This is a genomic window from Microbacterium sp. NPDC090003 (assembly GCF_044748385.1).
Lineage (GTDB): Bacteria > Actinomycetota > Actinomycetes > Actinomycetales > Microbacteriaceae > Microbacterium.
Genome location: NZ_JBIVFW010000001.1, coordinates 533,571 through 556,144, shown reverse-complemented (window position 1 = coordinate 556,144; position 22,574 = coordinate 533,571). Strand labels below are relative to the sequence as shown.

Genomic DNA, 22,574 nt, shown 5'->3' with positions numbered 1-22,574 from the left:
GTCCGAGGGAGAATGTTCTCATGGGGCACGGAGACGGCAGAGGGCGGATGGTGTCGTCGGCGGGAGCCGACGACACGGGAACGCGCATCCTGCACGTCGACATGGACGCCTTCTACGCGGCTGTCGAGATCCTCGATGATCCGCGCCTTCGCGGACTCCCGATCATCATCGGCGCACCCGACGGCCGATCGGTCGTGTCCAGCGCGTCGTACGAGGCGCGTCGCTACGGGGTGCGCTCGGCGATGCCGGTCTCCCAGGCGATCAGGCTCTGCCCCTCGGCGCGGATCGTGATGCCGCACTTCCACCGGTATCAAGAGGTCTCCCGACAGGTGATGGCGATCTTCGAGTCGTTCACGCCGCTGGTCGAGCCGCTGTCCGTCGACGAGGCGTTCCTCGATGTGCAGGGGGTGCGCCGGCTGTGGGGAAGCCCGGGGGTGATCGCCCGGCTCGTGCGCGAGCGCGTGGCCGATGAGGTCGGCATCACATGTAGTGTCGGCGTGGCGGCGACCAAACACGTCGCGAAGATGGCGTCGACCATCGCGAAGCCCGACGGCATGCTCGTCGTCCCGGCGGCACGCACGCTCGAGTTCCTCTCGCCGCGGCCCGTCCGCGCGATGTGGGGGGTCGGCCCGAAGGCGGCCGAGGCGCTCGAAGCACGTGGCATCCGGACCATCGGCGATATCCGGGAGTCCTCACCGGAGATGCTCGACCGCGCCGTCGGTTCGGCGTTGAGCGCGCGTCTGGCGCAGCTCGCGCGTGGAGAAGACGCCCGAGTCATCGATACCGAGCGTGTGGAGAAGAGCATCGGGCACGAGGAGACGTTCGAGCACGACATCCTCGATCGTCCGTTCCTGCGTGCGGAACTGCTGCGACTCGCGGACCGCGTCGCCGCTCGCCTCCGCCGTGCGCAGTGGGAGGCGGCGACGGTCTCGATCAAGATCCGCTTCGACGACTTCCGCACCGTGAACCGCTCTCAGACGCTGTCGGAACCCACCGCGGTCGGACAGCGCATCGGCGAGGCGGCGCAGGCGCTGTTCGAGCAGATCGACCGTCGTGACCCGATCCGGCTCGTCGGAGTGCGTGCCGAGAAGCTGCAGCCGGCGGGCGGCGGCGGAATGGGGCTGTGGGACGACGACGAGGACTGGAGACGGGTCGAAGGAGCGGTCGACGATGCCGTGGCTCGCTTCGGGAATGCGACCATCACGCGTGCGCGACACATCGGGCGCGGCGAGGGTCGCGGTGCCGCACAGCATCCGCGGGCGCACGGCGTGGATTGACGCTCCGCAATCCGTCGCGGTCGACTAGCGTGGTCACATGCCGAACATTGCACTGGAACTCGGAAAGCAGACCGCGTCCTTCGGGGTCAAGAGCGCATACGGAGAGCCGCAGGACGTCGACGGCGTCAGCATCACTCCCGTCGCCTTCACCTACTCGGGATTCGGTGGGGGCAGCGGCGACGGTGCGGAAGGCGGTGGCGGCGGCGGGGTCTCCGTTCCCGTCGGGGTCTACGTGCGTCGCGAAGAGGGGCTTCGTTTCGAACCGAACATCGTGACGCTGCTTGTCGTGGCGGTGCCGTTCGTCTGGGTCGCCGGTCGCGCTCTCTCACGCATCATCCGTGCCCTCAAGAAGTGACGATCCGGTCGCTGCGGCACTCGCCCGCGCGACGGAACTGATCTGCGACGACCTCCGGGCGCTGGCCGCGTCGAATCCCGTCATCCTCATCGATGGCTGCAGCGGGGCGGGGAAGTCCACTCTCGCGGCGCAGGTCGCGGAACGCTGGCCGCTCGTCGGTCGTGTCCAGATCATCGCTCTGGATTCGCTCTATCCAGGGTGGGACGGCCTCGACGGGGGAGTCGAGCGGGCGCTGGAGGGAATCCTGCGGCCACACGGGCGGGGCAAGCTCGGCGCATGGCAGCGTTGGGACTGGGAGCGGGCTACCGAGGCGGAGACTCACGCCGTCGATCCCGCACTCGGAGTGATCGTCGAGGGCAGCGGACTGTTGACACCGGCCACGGCAGCTCTCGGCGACGTGCGGGTGTGGCTCGAGGCTCCTGAGGCTGTGCGCAAGGGCAGGGCGCTGATGCGCGACGGCGAGACCTACCGTCCGCACTGGGAGCGCTGGGCGGCGCAGGAACGCACGCACATCGCTCGTGACCGCCCTCGGTCGTTGGCGACGCGGATCATCGAGATCCCGTGACCCGTGGGCGCGTCAGTCGCCCATCTCCGCATCGATGAGGAGTTCGAGGCGGTACCCGATCCAGTCGTAGATCCCGAAGCGCGGATCCTCGGGGTCATGGTCGTCGTCCTCGATGATGCCGAGGCGGGTGGCGAGGACCAGGCGGATCGCGTTCAGAGTGCGCAACCACGCATCGACCTCGCCACGCCGGATCTCGAGGGTGTGCGCGCGGAGCGTGTCGTCGTCGGTCATCGACGCGCGGTGGCGGCGGAACGGGGCGAGAGCGCGGCGGACCACGTCGGCATCTGCGAGGCGACGCTCGAGCAGATCGTCGCGCGTGGCCTCGGCGAACTCGCGTGACGCGTGCTCATCGTCGGGATAGGGGTTCGGCGCCAGACGGTCGAGGGCATCGTCGTTCGCGTCTGCGGACGAGAGCAACGTCGTGTACTCGTCGACGACCTCGTCCAGTCGCACGCCCTCGAGGGTGACGAGGGTGATCTCGACGGCAGCGGGGCTCACTGCGGGGCCTTCCGAACGGTCGCCCAGAGCCCGTACTCGTGCATGGCCTGAGCATGGACCTCCATGGTCTCGCGGGGTCCGGTGGCGACGATCGCGTGCCCGTCGTGGTGCACGGCGAGCATCAACGCCGTCGCGCGATCGACCGAGTACCCGAAGTACGTGCGGAACACCCGCACGACGTAGCTCATGAGGTTGACCGGATCGTTCCAGACGACGACCTGCCAGGGCTCGAGCGGCGCGGCGCGGAGATCGATATCCTCCACGACGTCCGGGATCACCGCAGGCGTGCTCATGCCCAGCCCAGATCGTGGAGCTGGGCGTCATCGAGGCCGTAGAAATGCGCGATCTCGTGCACGAGCGTGGTGTGGATCTCGTCTCGGAGTTCGTCCTCGTTCTCGCACACGGCGAGGTGGGGCTCGCGATAGACGACGATCCGGTCGGGCAGCTCGCCCATCCCGTATTGGGTGCGCTCCGTCAGGGCGAGCCCGTCGTACAGACCGAGGAGGTCGAGGCTGCCGTCCTCCGGGCGGTCCTCGACGACGAACACGACGTTGTCGAGCCCGTCGACCATGTCGTCGGGCAGCCGATCGAGCTCGTCGACGACGAGGGTCTCGAAGGCCGTGGCATCCATTTCCATCGTCTCCAGCCTAGGGGCCGGGCAGGGTCAATGCAGGAAGACGAGGAGCCCGGCTACCGCGATGAAGAGGATGCCGAAGACGGTGTTGAGGGTGCGCTGGCCCTTCGCGGTACGCGTGAAGCGACGGAACGGGCGGGCTGCTGCGGCGAAGAACCCCCACATCACGAGGACATCGACGACGATGACGGTGGCCAGGAGTGTCAGGTACTGCGGCGGTTGAGGTTCGTCGAGGCGGATGAACTGCGGGATGAAGGCGAGGAAGAACACGATCGCCTTGGGGTTGAGCAGATTGACCCAGAAACCCCGACGGATCATGGACCAGTGGCCCTCGTGCGCATCGACCAGGTCGAGTGCGGCATCGTCGGCGGGAACGGTGGGCTTCGCCAGGATCAGGCGCAGGCCGAGGAACACGAGATAGGCGGCTCCCGCGTAGCGGATGCCGTTGAACAGCAGTTCGGAGCGCGAGACCAACAACCCGACCCCGGCGGCCACCACGACGACGTGCACCACGAGGGCGAGCTGCTGCCCGATGATGCCCCAGATCGAACGACGCCAGCCCTGGGAGAGGGCGTTCGACATCGTGTTGATGGCGCCGGCGCCCGGGGTGAAGCTGATCACCACGGATGCCGTCAGAAGCGAGAACCAGACCGCGAGTGACACCTCGTCAGTCTAGGGGCGCGACTCGCACCGACAGCCCGCACAGCGAAAGGCCCGAGTCCGGGGACTCGGGCCTTTCGTATGGGGTGAGTAACGGGACTCGAACCCGCGACATCCGGCACCACAAGCCAGCGCTCTACCAGCTGAGCTATACCCACCATGTGCCTACCGGAGCAGGCAACCAGACGAGTCTATTACATGTTTGGGGTGAACTCCGACACGGTGCGCTGAGCGATGCTCTTCGCGTCATCGCTCGAGGGCCCGGGCTCGTCGACGAACACCGCCTCCCGGTAGTAACGGAGCTCGCGGATGGATTCGAGGATGTCGGCGAGCGCGCGGTGCCCGCCGTCTTTGGACGGGGCCTGGAAGAACACTCGCGGATACCACCGGCGCGAGAGCTCCTTGATGCTGGACACGTCGACGTTGCGGTAGTGCAACCACTGGTCGATCTGCGGCATGTATTTCGCGAGGAACATGCGATCGGTACCGATCGTGTTGCCGGCCAGGGGGGCCTTGCGCTCGACCGGGACGAATCGGCGGATGTACGCGAGGGTCTGCGCCTCAGCCTCTTCGAGCGTCACGCCGAGGGGGATCTCTTCGATCAGGCCGGACTTCTCGTGCATCTTGGTGACGAAGTCGTTCATGTTCTCGAGCGAGGCGGCGCTCGGGCGGATCACGATCTGGAATCCGGGATCGACGGGTTGGAGTTCGAAGTCCGTGATGACGACGGCGATCTCGACGAGTTCATCGATCGAGAGATCGAGCCCCGTCATCTCACAGTCGATCCATACGAGACGATCGTTCTCCGACGCAGATACCATGCCGTCATCCTATCGACGGCTCCGACATCGGGGCGCGGGCACGGTACGGTAGTGCTATTCGCCTCCGTAGCTCAGCGGAAGAGCAGCGGCCTTCTAATCCGCCGGTCGCAGGTTCGAATCCTGCCGGGGGCACGACTGCGTCATCGGTTCACGAGTAACGCAGCGCGGACACCGCGTCGTCGACCCGCCAGAACTCGCCGATCAGTCGGAACACGCCGGTCTCGAGGTGGAGACGCTCGGCGCGATAACGCAGACCGAGCGGATCGGTGGCGACGCGAAGGTGGCCGAGGACTCGACCCGACGCGTTGTCCTGCACCCGCCACAACTGATCGGCGGCGCGGGTCAGGTGTTCACGCGTCGAGGCGATGCGAGGCGTCGTCCAGGGCTGTGCGGCGGTGGGGGCGATCAGTGTGTGGTTCATGAGTTCTCCTCTCGCCTCGAACATATGACCGACCACCGACATTCGGATCGACGCTCCGGGGGACTCTTCCTGCACCCTGACCGGGGATTCCCGTCTGTCCACCAACCGCGTGATCCACTGCCCGCCGTCTCCTTCGCCTGGCGCAGTCTGGAGCGATCCGAGCGGAAGACTCGGGAGCGAAGGAGAACGAGATGATGGATACAGTGACGATCGTCGGCAAGGTGGCGACCGATCCCAACCAGGCGCAGACGGGCGGAGGCGTCGCCGTGACGAACTTCCGTCTCGCGAGCACCCATCGCCGATTCGACCAGTCGGCGCAGGCCTGGGTCGATTCCGGCACGAACTGGTACTCCGTCGCCGCGTACCGGCAGCTCGGCGAGCACGCAAAAGCCTCGCTGCGTTGTGGAGACAGCGTGATCGTCACCGGACGTCTGCGCATCCGCAACTGGGAGAGCAACGGCAAGAGCGGCACGAGCGTCGACATCGACGCCGACGCGATCGGGCACGACCTCCGCTGGGGGACGGCGGCCTACCTCCGTTCGAGCCGCACGACGCCTGTCAGCGAGGTGCGGGGCGCGGCGAACGATACGCACGACGGCGTTCCCGACGACGAGGAATCCGCACCGCTCGCCCTTGATACGGCGTGGGCCGAGACGGACGCCTCACCGGCCCGGGAAGAAGCGACGGCGACGGCGTTCCGCTGAGCCCGCGGAGGCCGCGACTCCCGCCGTGTCGTGTGACGGCGATCGTCGGCACGTCCCCGTAGACTCGGGGCGTGCTTCGACGATCGGTCCTCCCCGTCATACGCGCGGTCGTCGGTGCTTCCGTCGCTGCGGCCGCCGTTCTCGTGCTCGCGGGCTGCGTGGGTGGGGGCGATCCCGCGCCCACGTCGCCGTCTCCGTCGCCCTCGGCGACCGACGCACCCGCCGAGGTGGTCTTCGTGCCCGACGGCTCCGCCGATGACAACCTCCCGATCTTCACGCAGACCGCGCAGGGTGTGTGGGACTCGGAGCAGCGCGGCGAGGGGCGGGCGTACGTCGACGCGTTGGTGGGCGTCGGCTTCGACAAAGCAGCGATGCAGGTCACCAACGACCAGTCGACCGTGGGGAATGCGGCCGAGAGCCTGCAGTTCTCGGTCCGCTGGGGTGAGACCGAGTGCCTCATCGGCCAGGTCGGTCCGTCTACGGGCCAGCTGGTGACGCAGGTGATGCCGCAACTCGCCGAGGGGCGATGCCTCATCGGCACCACGCGCGCGATCGACTGGTGACCCGCACTCCAGCCGGTAGGCTGGAGTGTCGATCAGACGCCGACAGAAGGAGCGATTTCCGGTGGCAGAGTACATCTACTCGATGGTCCGTGCGCGCAAGGCGGTGGGCGAGAAGCTCATCCTCGATGACGTCACGATGGCCTTCCTTCCCGGAGCGAAGATCGGCATGGTCGGCCCGAACGGTGCCGGCAAGTCGACGATCCTCAAGATCATGGCCGGCCTCGACACGCCCTCCAACGGCGAGGCGAAGCTGTCGCCGGGGTTCAGCGTCGGCATCCTCATGCAGGAGCCGGAGCTCGACGAATCCAAGACGGTGATCGAGAACATCCAGGACGGCATCGCCATCAAGGCGAAGGTCGACCGTTTCAACGAGATCTCTGCGCTGATGGCCGATCCCGACGCCGACTTCGATGCGCTGCTCGCCGAGATGGGAACGCTGCAGGAGGAGATCGACGCAGCGGACGGATGGGATCTCGACTCCCAGCTCGACCAGGCGATGGACGCGCTCCGCACCCCGCCGGCCGACGCCGCGATCGCTCCTCTCTCCGGCGGTGAGAAGCGCCGTGTGGCTCTCGCCAAGCTGCTGCTTCAGAAGCCGGATCTGCTTCTGCTCGACGAGCCCACGAACCACCTCGACGCCGAGAGCGTGCTCTGGCTCGAGCAGCACCTCCAGGCGTACAAGGGTGCCGTGATCGCGATCACCCACGACCGGTACTTCCTCGACCACGTGGCCGAGTGGATCGCCGAGGTCGACCGTGGGCGCCTGATCGGCTACGAGGGCAACTACTCGACCTACCTCGAGAAGAAGGGCGAGCGCCTCGAGATCCAGGGCAAGAAGGACGCCAAGCTCGCGAAGCGCCTCAAGGAGGAACTCGAGTGGGTCCGCTCCAGCGCGAAGGGGCGCCAGACCAAGTCGAAGGCGCGTCTCGCCCGCTACGAGGAGATGGCATCCGAGGCGGAGCGCACCCGCAAGCTCGACTTCGAGGAGATCACGATCCCCGCCGGTCCTCGACTCGGCAACATCGTCATCGACGCGAAGAACCTGCAGAAGGGCTTCGACGGTCGTTCCCTCATCGACGGGCTGAGCTTCAACCTCCCGCCCAACGGCATCGTCGGCGTGATCGGCCCGAACGGAGTCGGAAAGACCACGCTCTTCAAGACGATCGTGGGCCTGGAGCCGCTCGACGGCGGCACCCTGAAGATCGGTGAGACGGTCAAGATCAGCTATGTCGACCAGTCCCGGGCGAACATCGACCCCGACAAGACGCTGTGGGAGGTCGTCTCCGATGGACTCGACTTCATCACGGTCGGCAAGACCGAGATCCCGTCGCGCGCCTACGTGTCGAAGTTCGGGTTCAAGGGTCCGGACCAGCAGAAGAAGGCCGGCGTGCTCTCCGGCGGTGAGCGCAACCGACTGAACCTCGCTCTCACGCTCAAAGAGGGCGGCAACCTGCTGCTCCTCGACGAGCCCACCAACGACCTCGACGTCGAGACGCTGAGCTCGCTCGAGAACGCTCTGCTCGAGTTCCCGGGTTGCGCCGTGGTCATCACGCACGACCGGTGGTTCCTCGACCGCATCGCCACGCACATCCTGGCGTACGAAGGAACCGACGAGAAGCCCGACCAGTGGTACTGGTTCGAGGGCAACTTCGAAGCCTACGAGGAGAACAAGATCGACCGCCTCGGGCCGGACGCGGCGAAGCCGCATCGGTCGACGCACCGCAAGCTCACGCGCGACTGAGCACCGATGTCCGAGTCGAGCACAGCGGCAGGTCCCCGTCTGCACATCCCCATCCACCTGCGGTGGGGAGATCTGGACGCGTTCAATCACGTCAACAACACTTCCATGCTCAAGCTTCTCGAAGAGGCACGCGTGCGGGCGTTCTGGCGTGCGGGACCGGGGGAGGAAGCTCCCTCGACCGCTGTGCTCGATTCCGGGATAGACGAGGGCGTGCTCACGCTCATCGCGCGTCAGGAGATCGAGTACCTCGCCCCCGTGCCGTACCAGCGGCGACCGCTCGAGGTGCAGATGTGGTTCGGCAAACTCGGCGGATCGAGCGTCGAGGTCTGCTACGAGGTGCACAACGACCCCGCATCCGAGCCGCGCACGATCTATGCCCGCTCGACCGCGGTCATCGTGCTCGTCGACGCTCGCACCGGGCGGCCGACGCGCCTCACCGGAGAGATGCGCGAGGCGTGGGAGCCCTATGTCGGTGCGTCGATCGAATACGCGCACCGCTGAGCCGATCGCGCACTCGATCGGGGTTCAGGCGCCCTCGGGTACGCGGATCATGATCTCCTGCGCGACGCTCGCGACCAGAGCGCCGTCACGGGTGTAGATGCGTCCCGTCGCCAGTCCGCGACCCCCGCGGGCGTTCGGCGACTCCTGCACGTAGAGCAACCACTCGTCGACGCGCGCCGGACGATGCCACCACATCGCGTGGTCGAGGCTCGCCACCTTCAGCCCGGGAAGCGCCCAGTAGACACCGTGCGCCCGCAGGATCGACTCCTGAATCGTCATGTCGCTCAAGTACGCGAGAGCCGCGCGGTGCAGGCGTGGATCGTCGGGGAGCGGGGCGCGCATCCGCATCCATACCGCTTGACGCGGTGCCCGTTCGTCACTGCTCGGCAGGTAGAGCGGGTGCCCGACATGACGAATGTCAGCAGCACGGTCGGTCAGCATCCGCACCGTCCCGCCGGGCAGCCCTTCGACGGTCGCCTCATCCGGGGCGAGCGTCTCAGGATCGGGGATGCCCTCGGGCAGCGGCTCGGCATGCTCGACGCCGGGATCCTCGTCCTGGAACGAGGCGATCATCGAGAAGATCGGCACCCCGTTCTGATAGGCCTGCGACCGACGGGTCGAGAACGACCGCCCGTCGTGAATACGATCGACCGCGATCGTGATCCCCTGAGCGGAATCGCCTGGGCGCAGAAAGTAACCGTGCATCGAGTGCACCGGCCGATCTTCGGGGAGCGTGCGTTCGGCGGCGATGAGACTCTGGGCGAGCACCTGCCCACCGTAGATACGACCGGTGGGCATAGGGTGCGACGCACCCGTGAAGATGTCCTCAGTGGTGCGCGCCTGCGTCGAATCGAGATCGAGCACCTCGAGAAGCTGCTCGACGGTGCGGACGGCATGGCTCTCCGCGCTCATATCTCCCTCTCCGCGGCCCGATCGCCGCTCCGTTGATAGTTTAGAACCCGTGCCTCACGACCTCCTGCTCGCCGACCGCGAGACCGCGAAAGACGTCCTCACCTTCCTGGGACGGGCGGCGCGGATCACCGACGAGGGGGTGCGTCTGCAAGCGGCGAGCGGAATCCTCGCGCTGACCACCGCGGCGCTCGCTCCCCAGGGGCTGTTCGACCAGACGCCTACCGTGCTGGCGATGCGCATCGTCCACGCCGACCCCGAACTCCAGTGCGACATCGTGGTCGACCGGCTCACGGCCGGCGACGAAGACGCGCGACTCACGCTCCCCGAGACCGGGCTGTCTCCGGCGTGGGCCGGTGTCGCGCCCCCGCGCGGCGGATGGGAGCAGATCGCCGAGCTTCCGGCATCCGTCATCGCGAATCGTGCCCAGTGGGGGATCTCCGCCGTCGCGCGCGGTGCGACTCCCGGTGCCGGAGAGGAGGCCGTACGCGCGCTGCGCGCCGCCATCTGGGGCGAACCGGACGAGGACCTGGCGGGCCTTCCGCGCGGGATCGCCTTCGCTGCCGATGCACTGGGCTTCATCTCCGGCGAGGAACAGGTGCCGGTGACCCGCTCGGGGAGATGGTCACGCCTCGCATTCCGCCGCGGTCATGTACTCGCACGCGGCCCCGTCGCGAGCGGGCTCACGGCCGTCCGAGGCACGGGACTCCAGGGCTCCAACTAGCCTCCGGCTGCCCGCTCATCGCCCGCAGCGCGTCCTGCCTGCCGTCCGGAGAACAGGCAGCCGCCCAGGAACGTCCCTTCGAGAGCGCGATAGCCGTGCACGCCGCCGCCGCCGAAGCCGCTCGCCTCGCCTGCCGCGTAGAGACCGGGGATGGGGGAGCCCCGGCCATCGAGCGCCCGTCCATCGAGGTCGGTCTGGATGCCTCCGAGCGACTTGCGGGTCAGAACATGCAGCTTCACGGCGACCATGGGACCGGCCGACGGATCCTGCAGACGGTGCGGTGCGGCGGTGCGGATGAGTTTGTCACCGCGGTAGCTGCGCATCGAGCGGAGCATGCCGATCTGAGCATCCTTGGTGAAATCGTTCTCGATCTCGCGATCGCGCGCCTGCACCTCGCGCCGCACGGTGTCGATATCGAGGTGCTCTCCGCCCGGATGCGCCTGCATCTGCTCGAGCAGCGCGTCGAGATCGTTCTCGACGATGAAGTCGGCACCCTCGTCGAGGAAGGACTGGACGGGGCCGGTCGGTCCCTTGGCAAGACGGGACTTCACGAGCAGCCCGACGTCCTTTCCGGTGAGGTCCGGGTTCTGTTCGCTCCCGGAGAGTGCGAACTCCTTCTCGATGATCTGGCGGGAGGTCACGAACCAGGAGTGGTCGTGGCCTGTCGTGCGCAGATGGGCCAGAGTGCCGAGGGTGTCGAAGCCGGGGTACAGCGGCACGGGGAGGCGAGAGCCGGTCGCATCGAGCCAGAGCGACGAGGGGCCGGGGAGGATGCGGATGCCGTGCGACGGCCAGACCGGATTCCAGTTCGTGATGCCCTCGACGTAGTGCCACATGCGGTCGCCGTTGATCAGCCGGGCCCCGGCTTCCGCGGAGACTCGCTGCATCGAGCCGTCGACATAGGCGGGAACGCCGGTGAGCATGTGCGCCGGGGGAGTGCCGAGCCGATCGGGCCAGGCCGCACGCACCAGATCGTGGTTGCCGCCGATACCGCCCGAGGCCACGATGGTCGCGCCCGCACGGATCTCGAAGTCGCCGACGATCTCTCGGGAAGACGGGATGCCGCGCTCTTCGCCGTGCGAGGCGAGGATGTCGCCGCGTGCACCCGATACGGCGCCGTCGGCCGTGAGGAGTGCGGTGACGCGATGGCGGGGCAGAACGGTGAGCCGCCCCTCGCGCTCGCCCTGTTCGACCTGCGCCGCGAACGGAGCGACCACTCCGGGACCGGTGCCCCAGGTGATGTGGAAACGCGGCACCGAGTTTCCGGGACCGATCGCGCCGTACCCTCCGCGTTCCGCCCATCCCACGACGGGGAAGAAGCCGACCCCGCGTTCGCGCAGCCAGGCGCGCTTCTCGCCGGCGGCGAACTGCAGGTAAGCCTCCGCCCACCGGCGCGGCCACTCGTCCTCCGGGCGGTCGAAACCCGCGGAGCCGAACCAGTCCTGCGTCGCGAGCTCGATCGAGTCGCGGATTCCGAGGCGCCGCTGCTCAGGGGAGTCGACGAGGAACAGTCCGCCGAACGACCACCACGCCTGTCCGCCGAGGTTCGTGCGCGGCTCCTGATCGATGAGCACGACGCGGCGACCGGCATGGAGTGCTTCGGAGGCGGCGACGAGTCCGGCCAACCCCCATCCGATCACCAGGACATCCGTGGACAGGGGCGTGTGCGTCATGGTGTCTCCGTTGATTCCTGACGTGAGCGGGTCTCGAGCGTGGGGCGTCCGTCGGCGCCGGCACCGATGCCCGACGGCTCGAATGTGTTCACCATGGCATACGCAGCGCGCTCGAGGTAGCCCCAGAGCGTGGATTCGTGCAGAGGCGACAATTCCGCCTCGTCGACGGCGGTGCGCATGCAGCGGAGCCAACGATCGCGGGCGTCGGGGTCGACGTGGAACGGCATGTGGCGCATACGCAGCCGTGGGTGCCCACGGGTCTCCCCGTAGGTGGTGGGGCCTCCCCAGTACTGTTCGAGGAACAGCAGCAGACGCTCCTCCGCGGGGCCGAGATCCTCCTCGGGATACATGGGCTTCAGCACCGGATCGATCGCGACCTCGCGATAGAACACCGAGACGATCTTCGCGAAGGTCTCGCGACCGCCGACCTCGTCGTAGAACGTCACTTGTCCGTGCTCCCGTCGCCCGTCGTGGGCTTCTTGCGCCGCCAGATCCCGCGGTCGGGGATCACCGGCACGCCGGTCACGGCGTTCGGCCGCGTCTTGGGGGGATTCGCCCCGCGGACGCGGCGCGCTCCGTCGAGGCCGGTGGGGATCACGGTGTGCATGCGGGGGATCGCGACCTCCTTCTCGGCGAGTGCCGAGCGCAGACGCTTGCGCAGCTCCTGTGCGACGTCGTCCTTCGCGTTCGCGCGCGCCTTGATCACGATGCGGACGACGAGGGCGTCACCCTCGATCGATTCCAGACCCCACAGCTCGGGCTTCTCGACGATCCGTGTGCGCCACTTCGGGTCCTTCGCGAGGGCGAGGGCGGTGTCGAGCATCGTCTGCTCGACCACCTCGAGATCGGAGTCGACGGGCACGCCGATGTCGATGATCGCCCGGGCCCAGCCCTGCGACATGTTGCCGATGCGCAGGACCTCGCCGTTGCGCACGTACCAGAGGGTGCCGTTGACATCGCGCACCTGCGTGATGCGCACGCTCACGTACTCGACCACGCCGGTCGCGAGACCGAGGTCGACGACGTCGCCGATGCCGATCTGATCCTCGGCCACGAGGAAGATGCCGTTCAGGACATCTTTCACGATGTTCTGGGCGCCGAATCCGAGGCCGGCACCGACCGCGGCGGTCAGTAGTGTCAGGGAGCCGAGCAGGCTGTTGTCTATCGCGTTCACGATGAGCACGAGCGCGATGATCACCAGCATCACGTTGACGATGTTCTGGAGGATCGACCCCAGGGTGCGTGTGCGCTGCACGAGGCGCATGTCGGCGAGCGGCGAGCGCTCCAGGGCCTGCGTGTCGTCGACGGACGCCTTGTTCTTCGCGCTGTCGACGATGCGGTGGACGACCCGACGGATCACGACGCGCAGCACGAGGGCGATGAGCACGCAGCTCACGACGATGATCGCTACGAGGAGCGCTTTGCCTCCGACGATCCCCAGCACGCGGAGCGTCTCCTCCCAGATCGCTGGGACGTCGGTCGGCTCGACGGGATCGGTGCTGGTGGACGGAATGATCATCGTCACCGATTCTAGCGATCAGGTCTCGGTGCGGGCTGGGTACGAGAAGGGGCCCGGGGCGACGTCATCGGACGCACCCCGAGCCCCGTCGTGCAGACGATCAGTCGTCGCTGTCGCGGGACTGCGCAGTGAGTGCGCGCTCGACGTCCGCGAGGTTCTCGAGCACGAGGCGGCGCAGCGCCGGCGGGGCGTCCTGGTGCTCGGACAACCACGCGCGCGTCGCATCGCGGAGCGCGGCGTCGGCCAGGGCCGTCGGGAACAGGCCGGTCACGAGGTACTGTGCGATCTGATAGGTGCGCGACTCCCAGACAGGGAGGAGCATCTCGAAGTACGGTCCGACGAACTCGCGGAGAGCTTCGGTACCCGCGGGGTGCACGAATCCGAGGGCGGCGGAGCGGACGATCGTGTTCGGGGCATCGTCACGCTCGACCAGCGAGGCCCACGCCGCCTTCTTGGAGGCGACGTCGGGGAGTGCAGCACGGGCCTGCGCGGCGAACTCACCGCCCTTGGAGGTGTTGTCGGCGGCGAGGGCCGCGTCGATCGTCGCGGCATCCGTCGCCCCGATGGTCGCGAGGCCCACCAGCAGCTGCCAGCTCAGGTCGGCATCGATCTCGAGACCGGGTAGCGTCTCCTCGCCCGAGCGCAGACGCCCGACGATGCCCGCGTGCTCCGGGGTCACGAGAGAGGTGGCGAAGGCGGTGACGAACTGAAGCTGGCTGTCGCTGCCGGACTCGGCGGATTCGGCGAGCGCCCAGAGGCCGTCGGCGACCTTGAGTCGCGCCGCGGCACGATCCTCGGGCGCGACGTAGAGCGTCGCCGCCGTGCGGAGCTGCGCGAGCGTCGTGCGCACCGTGGTCGACTCGCTCTCCCGGCCGATGTTCCCGAGCACGAGATCGATGTAGTCGGATGCCGCGCTCTCGGCGTCGCGGGTCTGATCCCACGCCGCACCCCAGACGAGCGAGCGCGCGAGCGGATCGTGGATGTCGGCGAGGTGCGCGATCGCCGTGGCGAGCGAACGCTCATCGAGGCGGATCTTCGCGTAGGCGAGGTCCTGATCGTTCAGCAGCACGAGGTCGGGCTGGGCGAGGCCCTGCAGCTCCGGCACCTCTGTGCGGTCGCCGTCGACGTCGACCTCGACGTAGTGCGTGCGGGTGAGCGCGCCGTCGGCCAGGTTGTAGAACCCGATGCCCAGGCGGTGCGGGCGGATCGTCGGGTAGTCGGCCGGGGCCGTCTGCGTCACGGCGAAGCGCGAGATCGTGCCGTTGCCGTCCTCCACGATGACGGGCTCGAGGGTGTTGACCCCCGCGGTCTCGAGCCACTTCTTCGACCACGTGCTCAGGTCGCGCCCGCTGGTCGCCTCGAGCTCGACGAGCAGATCGCTCAGCTCGGTGTTGCCCCATGAGTGCTTCTGGAAGTACTGCGAGACGCCGGCGAAGAAGGCTTCGATGCCCACCCAGGCGGCGAGCTGCTTGAGCACGGAGCCGCCCTTCGCGTACGTGATGCCGTCGAAGTTGACCTGCACGTCCTCGAGGTCGTTGATCTCGGCGACGATCGGGTGCGTCGAGGGGAGCTGGTCCTGGCGGTACGCCCAGGTCTTCTCCATCGCGTTGAAGGTCGTCCACGCCTCGGTCCACTCGGTGGCCTCGGCGGTCGCGATGGTCGAGGCCCACTCGGCGAACGACTCGTTCAGCCAGAGGTCGTTCCACCACTTCATGGTCACCAGATCGCCGAACCACATGTGCGCGAGCTCATGGAGGATCGTGACGACACGGCGCTCCTTCACGGCATCCGTCACCTTGCTGCGGAAGACGTAGGTCTCGGTGAAGGTGACGGCGCCGGCGTTCTCCATCGCCCCGGCGTTGAACTCCGGCACGAAGAGCTGGTCGTACTTGGCGAACGGATAGGGAACGCCGAACTTGGACTCGTAGTAGGCGAACCCTTCACGCGTCTTGTCGAAGATGTAGTCGGCGTCGAGATGCTGCCAGAGGCTCTTGCGGCCGTACACCCCGAGCGGGATGACGCGACCCGATGCGCTCGTGAGCTCGGAGAAGGTCGACTCGTACGGGCCGGCGATCAGGGCCGTGATGTACGAGGAGATGCGGGGGGTCGGCTCGAAGCCCCAGGTCGCGGTGACGTCGTCGTCGTGCACGATGGGCTCGGGCGTGGGGGAGTTCGAGATCACCTTCCAGGCGGAGGGCGCGGTGATCGTGAACTGGAACGTGGCCTTGAGGTCGGGCTGCTCGAACACCGCGAAGACGCGCCGCGAGTCGGGCACCTCGAACTGGGAGTAGAGGTAGACCTCGCCGTCGACGGGGTCGACGAAGCGGTGAAGGCCCTCGCCCGTGTTCGTGTAGAGGCAGTCGGCGTCGACGACGAGCACGTTCTCGGCCTGCAGGCCAGTAAGGCTGATGCGCGAGTCCGCGAAGACCTCGTTCGGGTCGAGCTGCTCGCCGTTGAGCGAGATCTCGCGCACGTCGCGAGCGATGAGGTCGATGAACGTGAAGCTGTCGGGCGTCGCGGTGAAGCGGACGACGCTCCGGGATCCGAAGATCTCGGCGCCCTTCGTCAGGTCGAGTGCGATGTCGTACGACTCGGTGCCGACGACGTCGCGACGCTCCTGCGCTTCGATACGGGTGAGGTTCTCTCCAGGCACAGCTCTACTCCCAGGGGTGAGGGGTCGTCGCCGGGGAATGGCGCAGTTGGCGCCGACGGCAACCATGACAGACTACGCCAGCGCGCGACCCCCGCTGCTCCGTCGAGGTGAAAGAATGGAGAGGTGAGCGCGATCGAACCCGTAGTCGTCCCCTTTGCTTCTTCCGGTGCGGCCGGAGGTGCAGCCATCGTCACGACCCCGGTCGCGTACGACGGCATCCTCCTCGCCGGCTTCGGTGGACCGGAGGGGCAGGAAGACGTCATCCCGTTCCTGCGCAATGTGACGCGTGGACGCGGGATCCCCGACGAGCGGCTCGAGGAGGTCGCGCATCACTACCGTCACTTCGGCGGTGTGAGTCCGATCAACGGCCAGAACCGCGCGCTCAAGGCGGCGCTCGAGGCCGAACTCGCCGCGCGGGGCATCGACCTTCCCGTCTACTGGGGTAACCGCAACTGGACGCCGTATCTCGCCGACGCCGTGACGACCGCATCCGACGATGGCCACTCGACGCTGCTCGCCTTCGCGACCAGCGCGTACAGCTCGTTCTCCAGCTGCCGGCAGTACCGCGAGGACTTCGCGGGCGTGCTGGAGGAGACCGGCCTCGGCGACAGCGTCACGATCGACAAGATCCGTCCTTTCTACGACCACCCCGGATTCGTCGACGCCTTCGAGACCGGTGTCCGCGAAGCGATCGAGGGTTTCCTCGCCGATGGGATCGCGGCATCCGACATCCAGATCCTGTTCTCCACGCACAGCATCCCCACGGAGGACGCGCTCCGATCCGGTGCGCGCGACATCGACTGGGGTGAGGGCGGCGCGTATGCGGCGCAGCACGAGGCCGTCGCTGCCTGGGTGATGGACCGCGTGCTGCAGACGCTCCCCTCCGGCACCGGTGTGTCGTGGGAACTCGTCTATCAGTCCCGCTCGGGCCCCCCGTCGCAGCCGTGGCTCGACCCCGACGTGTGCGACGTCATCGCCGAGCTGCCCGAGCGCGGGCGCCGGGCCGTCGCCGTCGTTCCGCTGGGATTCATGAGCGACCACATGGAGGTGCTCTGGGACCTCGACACCGAGGCCAAAGAGGCCGCGGAGGAGGCGGGAATCGCCTTCGTCCGTACCCCCACCCCGGGCGTGTCGCCGACGTTCGTCGCCGGGATCGTCGACCTGATCCAGGAGCGCCTCGAGGGGCGTCCACGGAGTGCGCGCCAGCACGTGACCGATCTTCCGGGCGGCTTCGACGTCTGCCGTCCCGGGTGCTGCGAGAACGTGCGCGCCGGCTTCAAGCCGGCCGCTGCAGGCGTCGCGCCGTAGTCCGACGCGATGTCGGCGGCGTCAATAGAATGAAGGCCATGCGCATCCACATCGCCACCGATCACGCCGGTCTCGAGTTCTCGACCCAGTTGCAGGAGCATCTGCGCGCGGAGGGGCACGATGTCACCGATCATGGGCCGATCGCGTACGACGCGCTCGACGACTACCCGGCGTTCTGCATCCGCGCCGCACAGGCCGTCGTCGCGGATCAGGCCGCAGGGATCGAAGCCGCCGGCATCGTGTTCGGCGGCTCGGGCAACGGCGAGCAGATCGCGGCGAACAAGGTGCAGGGTGTCCGCGCCGCGCTCGTCTGGAACCTGTCGACCGCCGAGCTCGCCCGCGAGCACAACGACGCCAACGTGATCTCGATCGGTGCCCGTCAGCACACGTACGACGAGGTCACGTCGTTCATCGACCTCTTCCTGGCCACGCCCTTCTCGGGCGAGGAGCGCCACGTCCGCCGGATCGGACAGATCGCCGACTTCGAACGCGACGGCTCGCTGCTGCCGGACCCGCGGGCCTGAGATGCCCGAGGGTCACTCCGTCCACCGGATCGCGCGTCAGTTCGACCGCAACTTCATCGGCAAGACGCTCTCCGCCTCCAGCCCGCAGGGCCGATTCGCCGAGGGGGCCGCGGTCCTCGACGGCCGATCCGCCGTGAGCGTGCAGGCCGTCGGCAAGCAGATGTTCCTCGAGACCGAGGGCGACGTGTGGTTGCGAGTGCACCTCGGTCTCTACGGCGCCTGGGACTTCGCGGGGGACATCCTCGTCGACCCGACGATCGCCTCGGCGAACGGTCGGATGGGGCAGACCAACCAGCGCGGCACTCTCATCGACGAGGAGATCCTCGACGATGCCGGGGAGAACTCTCTCGCCTCGATCGGTGCCCCGCGGCGGACGCGCGTGCACGTACGCATGTCGGAGCAGACCAAGGGCCTCGCCGACGACGGCGTGGAGTGGCCGCCACCCGTGGTCGGGCAGGTGCGGCTGCGTCTGATGACCGACATCACCGCCGCCGATCTCCGCGGCCCCACCGCGTGCGTCCTGCAGACCCCCGATGAGATGCTCGCGACCATCGCGAAACTCGGACCGGACCCGCTCGTCGGAGACCCGGTCGAGAACGAGGAGCGCTTCGTCCGCGCCGTGCGCAAGAAGCAGACGGTCATCGCCCTCCTGCTGATGGATCAGTCGGTCGTGAGCGGCATCGGCAACGTGTATCGCGCCGAGATGCTCTATCGGCAGCGGCTCAATCCGCACACCCCGGGCCGCGACGTTCCCGAGGATGTCGTGCGCGCACTCTGGCGGGATTGGGTGCGGCTGCTGGCGATCGGCGTCGAGACCGGCCAGATGATGACGATGGACGACCTGTCGCCCGAGGAGTACCGCGCGGCCATGGCCAGCCGTGACGACAGGCACTGGGTCTACCACCGCGCGGGTCTGCCGTGCCGCGTCTGCGGCACGGAGATCGCCCTCGAGGAGATCGGTGCGCGCAAGCTCTACTGGTGCCCGCGCTGCCAGGCGTGAGAGCCCGGGATCGAGTCGAGTCCTAGGCTGGGAGGATGCGTCAGAATCCCAGCTTCACTCTCGCCGACCAGGCGGAGATCCGTCGCGTGATCGCGGCGAATCCCTGGGCCACGATCACGAGCAGCACCGCCGATGGGCTCGTCGCCTCGCACTACGCCGTGCTGCTCGACGACGCGAGCGACGATCTGACGGTGGTGGGCCATGTCGGCCGGCCCGACGACCTCATCCACGGGCTGGGCAAGAGTGAACTCCTCATCGTCTTCCAGGGGCCGCACGGTTACATCTCGCCCGGTTGGTACGGCGAGGTGGCCGCTGTGCCGACCTGGAACTACACGGCGGTGCACCTGTCGGGCATCCCCGAGATCCTCAGCGCCGACGAGAATCTCGCGGTGCTGGACCGTCTCGTCGACCGTTTCGAGAGTGAGCTCCCGGATCCGCGGCGGATGTGGGAGCGGCCGAACGACGCCGCGTTCATCGAGCGTCTGGCCGCCGGCACCGTCGGCTTCCGGTTGACCCCGACGCGCGTGGCCGCGAAGCGCAAACTCAGCCAGAACAGGCCCGCGGACACGATCGACACGATCATCGGCGAACTCGACGGCGATGGTCCGTTCGCCAACCCGGCGTTGGCATCGGAGATGCGCCGCGCGCGGGACGCACGGAAGGAGAAGCAGGGATGAGTGTCGTCGGCGACGAAGTGGGCATGATCCGCGGGGTTCGCATCGCGGGACCCGGTCGGGAGTACCTGATCGACGAGGAGCCGGTGGACATCGTGGTGGCGGGCGGGCGGATCGCCGACATCGCGCCCGCCGGGGCTCTGCGCCCTACGGGTGCGGTTCTCGACGCCGAGGGTGCGTGGGCGGTGCCGGGACTCTGGGACAACCACGTGCACACGGTGCAGTGGGCGTTGGCCGCCGAGCGCGAGTCGCTGGCTGACGCGCCCTCCGCCGCCGAAGCGGCTTCGCGGATGGGGGCGGTCGCGCCCCTGTCTGACGGACGGCGAGTGGGAACGGGGTACCGCGACGCGCTGTGGGACGACCGCCCGACGCTCGCCGTGTTGGATGCGGCGACCGGTGAGGTGCCGACGTACCTCATCAACGCCGACGTTCACAGCGTATGGCTGAACTCTGCGGCGCTGCGACGCGAGGGCATGTCGACGACCGACGGGGTGCTGCGCGAGGAGAGCGCGTTCGAGATCTCGCGCCGCCTGAACGCCGTCGATCCCGAGCATGCGGACCGCGCGGTCCAGCGGGCGGGAGAGCGGGCCGCCGCGCGCGGGGTGACCGGGATCGTCGACTTCGACATGGCCTGGAACGCGGATGCCTGGCCGCGCCGCGTCGCGAGCGGGTTCGCCGCGCACCGGGTGGAGTTCGCGGTGTACCCCTTCGACCTGGCTCGGGCGGTGGCGGAGGGCCTCCGGACCGGTGAGCTCGTCGATGATGCGGACCTTCCGCGCGGCGGACGAGGCCTCGTCCGGGTGGGACCGCTGAAGATCATCAGCGACGGCTCGCTCGGCACGCGCACCGCGGCATGCACGCACGCGTACCCGGGCGATCCCTACAACTTCGGGGTGATGACGGTACCTCGCGAGGAACTGATCGGTCTCCTCACCACGGCGACGGGCGCAGGCCTCGCGGTCGCCGTGCATGCGATCGGCGACCGGGCGGCTTCCACCGCGCTCGATGCCTTCGCCGTGACCGGGGCCGCGGGGTCCATCGAGCACGCACAGCTCGTCCGGCACGCCGATCTCGCGCGATTCGCCCGGCTGGGTGTCACTGCGAGCGTGCAGCCGCAGCACGCGATCGACGACCGCGATCTCGCGGAGCGGCTGTGGGCGACGCAGGATTCGCTGGGGTACCCGCTCGCATCGCTGTTCGCCGCGGGGGCCGATGTGAGGTTCGGCTCCGACGCGCCGGTGGCAGCTCTCGACCCCTGGCAGGCGATGGCGGCCGCCGTCACACGTACCGAGAACGCGCGCGACGCATGGCATCCCGAGGAAGCGGTGACCTTCGATCAGGCGCTGCAGGCGAGCATCCGATCGACGAGCGTTCCCGGTGCGCCCGCCGACCTGGCGCTGTGCGCCACGGATCCGCGGCGAGCGACGGGGACGCACCTGCGCGACATGCCGGTGGTCGCGACACTTCTCGCCGGTCGCGTCACCCACCGCGTCTGAAGATGAGAAGGGCCCCGGGATCGGATCCCGGGGCCCTTCTCTCGTTCTCGTGCGTCGAGATTACGCGGCGATGTGCGAGACGAGGAACCAGCGGTCCTTCTCGAGGCCGCGCATGATCTCGATAGCGACGTCCTGGCTCGTGAGGTCGACCTCGTCGAGGCCGTCGATCGCGGCCTTGGTGTCGACCAGGATCGCGTCGATGTCGGCGATCACGGCGCGGACGAGCTCGTCCGACTGCGTGAAGCCGGCGGGGACGCCGGTCTCGCCGGCCTTGGCGGCGACCGCGCTCACGCGGGCATCGATCGGAAGACCGAGGGCGACGATGCGCTCCGCCGCGGTGTCGGCGAAGTCACCGGCGTGGGCGACGATCGTGTCGAGGAGTTCGTGGACGCCGACGAAGTTGGCGCCGCGCACGTGCCAGTGCGCCTGCTTGCCGTTGATCGTGAGCGCCTGCAGGCCCAGGACGACGGGCGAGAGGAACTGTGCGGCGGCAGCAGCCACGGTGGGATCGCTGGCGGTGGTGGAAACGGTCTGTACCTTGCTCATCTTGTGCTCCTCTGAGGTGCCTTTTCGTACCTGATGGAGACAACGCTACTCAGGTTGAAACATTCCGCAAGCAAGCTGAGGCTCCGCTAACCGCCCCGAAAATCCGCGGAATCACGCGGAAGTGAGGATAGTCTCGCCTCATGAGCATCGCATCCGGAGCATCCGTCCTCGCCCTCCCCGAGCGGGTGCCGTCGATCGACCCCGAGGCGTTCGTCGCCGAGGGCGCTCGCATCGTCGGCGAAGTCACTCTCGCCGCCTCGTCGAGCGTCTGGTACAACGCAGTGCTCCGCGCTGATTCGGCCTCCATCGTGGTCGGCGCGGGCAGCAACGTGCAGGACAACGTCTCGGTGCACGTGGATTCGGGACACCCGGTCCTCATCGGGCGCAATGTGTCGATCGGGCACAACGCCGTCGTGCATGGATGCTCGATCGGCGACGGCTCGTTGATCGGTATGGGGGCGGTGATCCTCAGCGGCGCGGTGATCGGGAGCGGATGCCTGATCGCCGGTGGTGCCGTCGTGCTGGGAGGCACCGAGGTGCCGGACGGATCGCTCGTCGCCGGCGTTCCGGCGAAGGTGCGCCGCGCTCTGAGCGAGGAGGAGCGTGCCGGACTGCTGGCGAACGCCGACATCTACCTCGCGCATCAGCAGGTGCACGCGCGCGCGACGGAAGTGTGAGCCTCGGCACCGCTAGGCTGGACGCATACGGGGCGGTGGCCAAGCTGGTCAAGGCAGCGGGCTCATAACCCGACGATCGTGGGTTCAAGTCCCACCCGCCCTACCGTGCCGTGATAGTGGATTAGGCTTGC

The 22,574-nt window shown here is 68.0% G+C and carries 26 protein-coding genes and 3 tRNA genes; 16 read left to right on the top strand and 13 right to left on the bottom strand.

The features are described 5' to 3' along the window. Positions 1-20: 20 nt before the first annotated feature. The 3 genes from dinB to ACIPVN_RS02770 are packed head-to-tail and all read left to right on the top strand — an operon-like array spanning position 21 to position 2,197. Entirely contained in the window at positions 21-1,277 is a 1,257-nt protein-coding gene (gene dinB, locus ACIPVN_RS02780; RefSeq protein ID WP_400439142.1) for a DNA polymerase IV, read from the top strand. A 37-nt stretch (positions 1,278-1,314) separates the two neighbouring features. Continuing rightward, positions 1,315-1,632: a hypothetical protein gene (locus ACIPVN_RS02775; RefSeq protein WP_314423743.1), complete on the top strand. Its 318-nt coding sequence runs from the start codon at positions 1,315-1,317 to the stop codon at positions 1,630-1,632. Continuing rightward, complete coding sequence (locus ACIPVN_RS02770; protein WP_400439138.1) at positions 1,616-2,197, top strand: hypothetical protein; 582 nt, start codon at positions 1,616-1,618, stop codon at positions 2,195-2,197. Before ACIPVN_RS02775 ends, ACIPVN_RS02770 begins: the two co-directional genes overlap by 17 nt. A gap of 12 nt (positions 2,198-2,209) precedes the next feature. Here ACIPVN_RS02770 and ACIPVN_RS02765 read toward each other — a convergent pair whose 3' ends face one another. The 6 genes from ACIPVN_RS02765 to orn form a co-directional block, all read right to left on the bottom strand. Further along, on the bottom strand, positions 2,210-2,695 hold the full coding sequence (locus tag ACIPVN_RS02765) for a DUF2017 family protein (RefSeq protein ID WP_400439135.1): 486 nt from the start codon (positions 2,693-2,695) through the stop codon (positions 2,210-2,212). Then, positions 2,692-2,988, bottom strand: coding sequence for an ATP-dependent Clp protease adapter ClpS (gene clpS, locus ACIPVN_RS02760; RefSeq protein WP_400439132.1), 297 nt, complete (start codon positions 2,986-2,988; stop codon positions 2,692-2,694). The genes ACIPVN_RS02765 and clpS overlap by 4 nt, the downstream gene beginning before the upstream one ends. Further along, entirely contained in the window at positions 2,985-3,332 is a 348-nt protein-coding gene (locus ACIPVN_RS02755) for a metallopeptidase family protein (protein ID WP_400439129.1), read from the bottom strand. The genes clpS and ACIPVN_RS02755 overlap by 4 nt, the downstream gene beginning before the upstream one ends. 27 nt (positions 3,333-3,359) lie before the next feature. Further along, entirely contained in the window at positions 3,360-3,992 is a 633-nt protein-coding gene (locus tag ACIPVN_RS02750) for a LysE family transporter (protein WP_400439126.1), read from the bottom strand. A 79-nt stretch (positions 3,993-4,071) separates the two neighbouring features. Further along, a tRNA-His gene (locus ACIPVN_RS02745) sits at positions 4,072-4,147 on the bottom strand. Positions 4,148-4,183: 36 nt separating this feature from the next. After that, positions 4,184-4,810 (bottom strand): oligoribonuclease, encoded by a 627-nt coding sequence (gene orn / locus ACIPVN_RS02740; protein WP_400439123.1) that lies wholly within the window; start codon positions 4,808-4,810, stop codon positions 4,184-4,186. Between the two features lie 60 nt (positions 4,811-4,870). On the opposite strand from orn, the gene ACIPVN_RS02735 reads away from it, so the two are divergent. Beyond that, positions 4,871-4,942, top strand: a tRNA-Arg gene (locus ACIPVN_RS02735). A 16-nt stretch (positions 4,943-4,958) separates the two neighbouring features. On the opposite strand, the gene ACIPVN_RS02730 is transcribed toward ACIPVN_RS02735, so the two are convergent. Next, entirely contained in the window at positions 4,959-5,231 is a 273-nt protein-coding gene (locus ACIPVN_RS02730) for a hypothetical protein (protein ID WP_400439120.1), read from the bottom strand. Positions 5,232-5,422: 191 nt separating this feature from the next. Here ACIPVN_RS02730 and ACIPVN_RS02725 point away from each other — a divergent pair, with 191 nt between their 5' ends. The 4 genes from ACIPVN_RS02725 to ACIPVN_RS02710 all read left to right on the top strand — a co-directional run bounded on the left by ACIPVN_RS02725 (position 5,423) and on the right by ACIPVN_RS02710 (position 8,740). Then, positions 5,423-5,935, top strand: coding sequence for a single-stranded DNA-binding protein (locus ACIPVN_RS02725; RefSeq protein ID WP_400439117.1), 513 nt, complete (start codon positions 5,423-5,425; stop codon positions 5,933-5,935). A gap of 71 nt (positions 5,936-6,006) precedes the next feature. After that, complete coding sequence (locus tag ACIPVN_RS02720) at positions 6,007-6,498, top strand: DUF6993 domain-containing protein (protein ID WP_400439114.1); 492 nt, start codon at positions 6,007-6,009, stop codon at positions 6,496-6,498. Between the two features lie 61 nt (positions 6,499-6,559). Beyond that, the gene (ettA, locus tag ACIPVN_RS02715; protein ID WP_400439112.1) at positions 6,560-8,239 is read left to right on the top strand and encodes an energy-dependent translational throttle protein EttA; all 1,680 of its coding nucleotides are present in this window, start codon (positions 6,560-6,562) and stop codon (positions 8,237-8,239) included. 6 nt (positions 8,240-8,245) lie between these two features. Then, positions 8,246-8,740, top strand: coding sequence for an acyl-CoA thioesterase (locus ACIPVN_RS02710; protein ID WP_400439109.1), 495 nt, complete (start codon positions 8,246-8,248; stop codon positions 8,738-8,740). A gap of 24 nt (positions 8,741-8,764) precedes the next feature. Here ACIPVN_RS02710 and ACIPVN_RS02705 read toward each other — a convergent pair whose 3' ends face one another. Then, a complete protein-coding gene (locus ACIPVN_RS02705; protein ID WP_400439106.1) occupies positions 8,765-9,652 on the bottom strand; it encodes an acyl-CoA thioesterase in 888 nt (295 codons plus the stop codon). A 49-nt stretch (positions 9,653-9,701) separates the two neighbouring features. On the opposite strand from ACIPVN_RS02705, the gene ACIPVN_RS02700 reads away from it, so the two are divergent. Next, on the top strand, positions 9,702-10,373 hold the full coding sequence (locus tag ACIPVN_RS02700; protein WP_400439103.1) for a hypothetical protein: 672 nt from the start codon (positions 9,702-9,704) through the stop codon (positions 10,371-10,373). Here the strand turns inward: ACIPVN_RS02700 and ACIPVN_RS02695 are convergent. From ACIPVN_RS02695 to pepN, 4 genes are all read right to left on the bottom strand, one after another. Continuing rightward, positions 10,370-12,046: an FAD-binding dehydrogenase gene (locus ACIPVN_RS02695; protein WP_400439100.1), complete on the bottom strand. Its 1,677-nt coding sequence runs from the start codon at positions 12,044-12,046 to the stop codon at positions 10,370-10,372. The genes ACIPVN_RS02700 and ACIPVN_RS02695 overlap by 4 nt on opposite strands. After that, positions 12,043-12,492, bottom strand: coding sequence for a globin (locus ACIPVN_RS02690; RefSeq protein WP_400439097.1), 450 nt, complete (start codon positions 12,490-12,492; stop codon positions 12,043-12,045). The genes ACIPVN_RS02695 and ACIPVN_RS02690 overlap by 4 nt, the downstream gene beginning before the upstream one ends. Next, complete coding sequence (locus ACIPVN_RS02685; RefSeq protein ID WP_400439094.1) at positions 12,489-13,565, bottom strand: mechanosensitive ion channel family protein; 1,077 nt, start codon at positions 13,563-13,565, stop codon at positions 12,489-12,491. Before ACIPVN_RS02685 ends, ACIPVN_RS02690 begins: the two co-directional genes overlap by 4 nt. Positions 13,566-13,665: 100 nt before the next feature. Further along, positions 13,666-16,218: an aminopeptidase N gene (pepN, locus tag ACIPVN_RS02680; protein ID WP_400439091.1), complete on the bottom strand. Its 2,553-nt coding sequence runs from the start codon at positions 16,216-16,218 to the stop codon at positions 13,666-13,668. A 123-nt stretch (positions 16,219-16,341) separates the two neighbouring features. Between pepN and ACIPVN_RS02675 the strand changes: the two genes are divergently transcribed. Genes ACIPVN_RS02675 through ACIPVN_RS02655 form a run of 5 tightly spaced genes read left to right on the top strand, consistent with a single transcriptional unit; the run spans position 16,342 to position 21,220 of the window. Beyond that, a complete protein-coding gene (locus ACIPVN_RS02675; RefSeq protein WP_400439088.1) occupies positions 16,342-17,526 on the top strand; it encodes a ferrochelatase in 1,185 nt (394 codons plus the stop codon). Between the two features lie 38 nt (positions 17,527-17,564). Next, positions 17,565-18,050, top strand: coding sequence for a ribose-5-phosphate isomerase (locus ACIPVN_RS02670; protein WP_400439085.1), 486 nt, complete (start codon positions 17,565-17,567; stop codon positions 18,048-18,050). Between the two features lies 1 nt (position 18,051). After that, positions 18,052-19,050, top strand: a complete 999-nt coding sequence (locus ACIPVN_RS02665; protein WP_400439082.1) for an Fpg/Nei family DNA glycosylase — start codon at positions 18,052-18,054, stop codon at positions 19,048-19,050. Positions 19,051-19,085: 35 nt separating this feature from the next. Then, on the top strand, positions 19,086-19,727 hold the full coding sequence (locus tag ACIPVN_RS02660) for an FMN-binding negative transcriptional regulator (protein ID WP_400439080.1): 642 nt from the start codon (positions 19,086-19,088) through the stop codon (positions 19,725-19,727). Then, entirely contained in the window at positions 19,724-21,220 is a 1,497-nt protein-coding gene (locus tag ACIPVN_RS02655; protein ID WP_400439077.1) for an amidohydrolase, read from the top strand. Before ACIPVN_RS02660 ends, ACIPVN_RS02655 begins: the two co-directional genes overlap by 4 nt. 60 nt (positions 21,221-21,280) lie before the next feature. Here ACIPVN_RS02655 and ACIPVN_RS02650 read toward each other — a convergent pair whose 3' ends face one another. Then, positions 21,281-21,766: a Dps family protein gene (locus tag ACIPVN_RS02650; RefSeq protein WP_247622542.1), complete on the bottom strand. Its 486-nt coding sequence runs from the start codon at positions 21,764-21,766 to the stop codon at positions 21,281-21,283. Between the two features lie 140 nt (positions 21,767-21,906). On the opposite strand from ACIPVN_RS02650, the gene ACIPVN_RS02645 reads away from it, so the two are divergent. After that, complete coding sequence (locus ACIPVN_RS02645) at positions 21,907-22,443, top strand: gamma carbonic anhydrase family protein (protein ID WP_400439073.1); 537 nt, start codon at positions 21,907-21,909, stop codon at positions 22,441-22,443. Between the two features lie 29 nt (positions 22,444-22,472). Beyond that, a tRNA-Ile gene (locus tag ACIPVN_RS02640) sits at positions 22,473-22,546 on the top strand. Positions 22,547-22,574 lie beyond the last annotated feature (28 nt).

What these genes read in the sequence shown, in the direction of transcription:
- ACIPVN_RS02655 (WP_400439077.1), top strand. Translation starts at nt 19,724, where the DNA reads ATGAGTGTCGTCGGCGACGAAGTGGGCATGATCCGCGGGGTTCGCATC.
- ACIPVN_RS02645 (WP_400439073.1), top strand. Translation starts at nt 21,907, where the DNA reads ATGAGCATCGCATCCGGAGCATCCGTCCTCGCCCTCCCCGAGCGGGTG.
- ACIPVN_RS02705 (WP_400439106.1), bottom strand. Translation starts at nt 9,652, where the DNA reads ATGAGCGCGGAGAGCCATGCCGTCCGCACCGTCGAGCAGCTTCTCGAG.
- ACIPVN_RS02755 (WP_400439129.1), bottom strand. Translation starts at nt 3,332, where the DNA reads ATGGAAATGGATGCCACGGCCTTCGAGACCCTCGTCGTCGACGAGCTC.
- ACIPVN_RS02695 (WP_400439100.1), bottom strand. Translation starts at nt 12,046, where the DNA reads ATGACGCACACGCCCCTGTCCACGGATGTCCTGGTGATCGGATGGGGG.
- ACIPVN_RS02660 (WP_400439080.1), top strand. Translation starts at nt 19,086, where the DNA reads ATGCGTCAGAATCCCAGCTTCACTCTCGCCGACCAGGCGGAGATCCGT.
- ACIPVN_RS02685 (WP_400439094.1), bottom strand. Translation starts at nt 13,565, where the DNA reads ATGATCATTCCGTCCACCAGCACCGATCCCGTCGAGCCGACCGACGTC.
- ACIPVN_RS02730 (WP_400439120.1), bottom strand. Translation starts at nt 5,231, where the DNA reads ATGAACCACACACTGATCGCCCCCACCGCCGCACAGCCCTGGACGACG.
- ACIPVN_RS02775 (WP_314423743.1), top strand. Translation starts at nt 1,315, where the DNA reads ATGCCGAACATTGCACTGGAACTCGGAAAGCAGACCGCGTCCTTCGGG.
- ACIPVN_RS02650 (WP_247622542.1), bottom strand. Translation starts at nt 21,766, where the DNA reads ATGAGCAAGGTACAGACCGTTTCCACCACCGCCAGCGATCCCACCGTG.
- ACIPVN_RS02725 (WP_400439117.1), top strand. Translation starts at nt 5,423, where the DNA reads ATGATGGATACAGTGACGATCGTCGGCAAGGTGGCGACCGATCCCAAC.
- orn (WP_400439123.1), bottom strand. Translation starts at nt 4,810, where the DNA reads ATGGTATCTGCGTCGGAGAACGATCGTCTCGTATGGATCGACTGTGAG.
- ACIPVN_RS02710 (WP_400439109.1), top strand. Translation starts at nt 8,246, where the DNA reads ATGTCCGAGTCGAGCACAGCGGCAGGTCCCCGTCTGCACATCCCCATC.
- ACIPVN_RS02665 (WP_400439082.1), top strand. Translation starts at nt 18,052, where the DNA reads ATGCCCGAGGGTCACTCCGTCCACCGGATCGCGCGTCAGTTCGACCGC.
- clpS (WP_400439132.1), bottom strand. Translation starts at nt 2,988, where the DNA reads ATGAGCACGCCTGCGGTGATCCCGGACGTCGTGGAGGATATCGATCTC.
- ACIPVN_RS02670 (WP_400439085.1), top strand. Translation starts at nt 17,565, where the DNA reads ATGCGCATCCACATCGCCACCGATCACGCCGGTCTCGAGTTCTCGACC.
- dinB (WP_400439142.1), top strand. Translation starts at nt 21, where the DNA reads ATGGGGCACGGAGACGGCAGAGGGCGGATGGTGTCGTCGGCGGGAGCC.